Annotated in this window: 4 protein-coding genes; all 4 read right to left on the bottom strand. The window is 49.5% G+C overall.

All coding sequences use genetic code 11. From position 1 onward, the window contains the following. Positions 1-55: 55 nt before the first annotated feature. Complete coding sequence (locus KDK14_RS15110; RefSeq protein WP_257266004.1) at positions 56-331, bottom strand: BrnA antitoxin family protein; 276 nt, start codon at positions 329-331, stop codon at positions 56-58. Continuing rightward, the gene (locus KDK14_RS15105; protein WP_257266002.1) at positions 318-584 is read right to left on the bottom strand and encodes a BrnT family toxin; all 267 of its coding nucleotides are present in this window, start codon (positions 582-584) and stop codon (positions 318-320) included. Before KDK14_RS15105 ends, KDK14_RS15110 begins: the two co-directional genes overlap by 14 nt. Before the next feature lie 197 nt (positions 585-781). Then, positions 782-1,309: a DUF3368 domain-containing protein gene (locus KDK14_RS15100; RefSeq protein WP_257266001.1), complete on the bottom strand. Its 528-nt coding sequence runs from the start codon at positions 1,307-1,309 to the stop codon at positions 782-784. Further along, a complete protein-coding gene (locus tag KDK14_RS15095) occupies positions 1,287-1,610 on the bottom strand; it encodes a UPF0175 family protein (protein ID WP_257266000.1) in 324 nt (107 codons plus the stop codon). Before KDK14_RS15095 ends, KDK14_RS15100 begins: the two co-directional genes overlap by 23 nt. Positions 1,611-1,969 lie beyond the last annotated feature (359 nt).

Here is a 1,969-nt window from a genome sequence, read left to right as displayed (position 1 = left end):
TGGCTGCAGCCCCTGGTAATCGCGAACATTGTATGGGATCACCAAACAGTTACGATCAGGAATGCCGGGTAGCAACATACTCCTTTAATGCGTCGTCCATACGGGTCTGCCATCCCTTGCCCGTGGCGCGGAAATACGCAATCACTTCAGGCGACAGCCGTATGGTAATACGCTCCTTGGTCTCCTGCGCTTTGGGTCGGCCCGGGGCTCGCTTTTGCTCAAACATCTCATCGGTGATCTCAAAGGTGTCCGGGTCGGCCGCGATCCCGGCATTGATGGCAGCGTCTTCTTCATCGGTGGGCCATATAGTGCCCGGCTTAAGCTTTGGCATAGCGCTTCATCTCCCGTTTGTTGGCTTTTCTCAGGCTAATGATCCGGCGAACATCCCCGCGATCGGTGTAGACGACACAACACAAACGCAACCCAAGGTACGCCAGGCCCACCATCCGTTGCTCTCCATAGTTACAGCGACGGTCTTGCCATGCCCAGAGCGTATCCCACTCCAGATGCTCAGCCTCAGACAGCGGCAGGCCATGCTTGGCCAGGTTGGTGGCGTCTTTGTCAGCATCGTACTCGTACTTCATGGATTTATTGTATGCACAAAAAATAAAACCCGCCAGTTAACAGCCATTCCGGAAGGCCTGGCACTCAGCATAGGTGGTTGTTTATAAAAATCAGGGTCATATATGGTCCGCCCCGCATTGCAAGGATAAGCTTTCCATCATGACTAAAGAGTAGTAATGCCGTTCTGGCGGCTGCTCATAAGGGGCAGGAGTAATAACTACTCACCTGCCTTTTTAAGTAATTGAGCAATGAGCGCTTTTGAATACCGGTAATTATGCTGTTGCAACTTGTTAACGACACTTTTTACCGATGGAATGACACCGGTGTTTTTAGCTTTCAGCAGGACTGCCAGGCTACCGGTAACGGCAATGCCAAGACTTCTGGCTGTTGAGCGACCCGATTTCTCATCAATCAGTAAAACAGACTGGTACATCAGAGCTAGCTTAATGGCCTGGGCCTCACCAGGATCAAGCAAACGACTCAAACTCTTGATCATCTCATCGGATTCAGGAATATCCGGGTGCACATGGATTATTCTGTCTTTGGCTGACTCTTGTATCTCAGCAAAACCCGGAGCACCCTCTTTTGCCAGACATTCATTTAACACCTGCTGAGGTACCCACACCTCACCGCACAGGTCAGGCAAATGGGAAAACAGACCTGAAATGGCCAATGCAATTAATGGCCCGCTATCGGCAATGATCTGTGAAGCGCCCGAGGGTTTATCCAAGGTTTTCAAGGTCACTGTCCAGATCCTCAGGGTCATGATCAACGACAGGAATACCCTGTGTACCCAGCATCCGGATAAAATCAGCAAGGGGGACCCGGGCTATCCTGGCCCCTTTGGCTAGAGTTACCACGCCATTTCGAAATAAATGAATGGCCAGATTAAGTGTCACTCCCTGCTCTAGCAGTTCTTCGGTAAAGGGAATGCCCAACAGTAATGGTTTGTCCCTGCATGTAATCAATGCCATCTGGCCTGATTCTGCGGTGCGGGTGAGATCACCGCTGCGCTCTCTTAAATCCCTGATCCCGAATGTTTCCATAACGTTGTCTCTGGTATCAATTCGTGTCCACAAAAGGTAGCACTTAACCGGGCGTAAGCCTAGTGCAAGGAAGCGTTAAAACCCATACCAAAAAATCAGGGTCAAAAAAATCAGAAAATCAGGGTCAGGTCTTTCATGAAAATCAGGGTCAGGTCTTTCATTGTGCATAAGAAAATCAGGGTCAGGTCTTTCATTGTGCATAACAATTGCCGTTTATAGTGATGAGAGAAGAGATTTGCACAATCAAAGACCTGACCCCAGCTTTCGCAGCTTTTACGCAGCTTTTACGCACCATTTCAGTTGATATTATTGTTCTCGTCTTCTGTGAGGTCGTTGCTGCGCTCCCAGATCAAACACAA

The sequence above is a fragment of the Endozoicomonas sp. ONNA2 genome (assembly GCF_024606365.1).
Classification (GTDB): Bacteria; Pseudomonadota; Gammaproteobacteria; order Pseudomonadales; family Endozoicomonadaceae; genus Endozoicomonas.
This window is presented reverse-complemented; position numbering and strand designations above follow the sequence as displayed.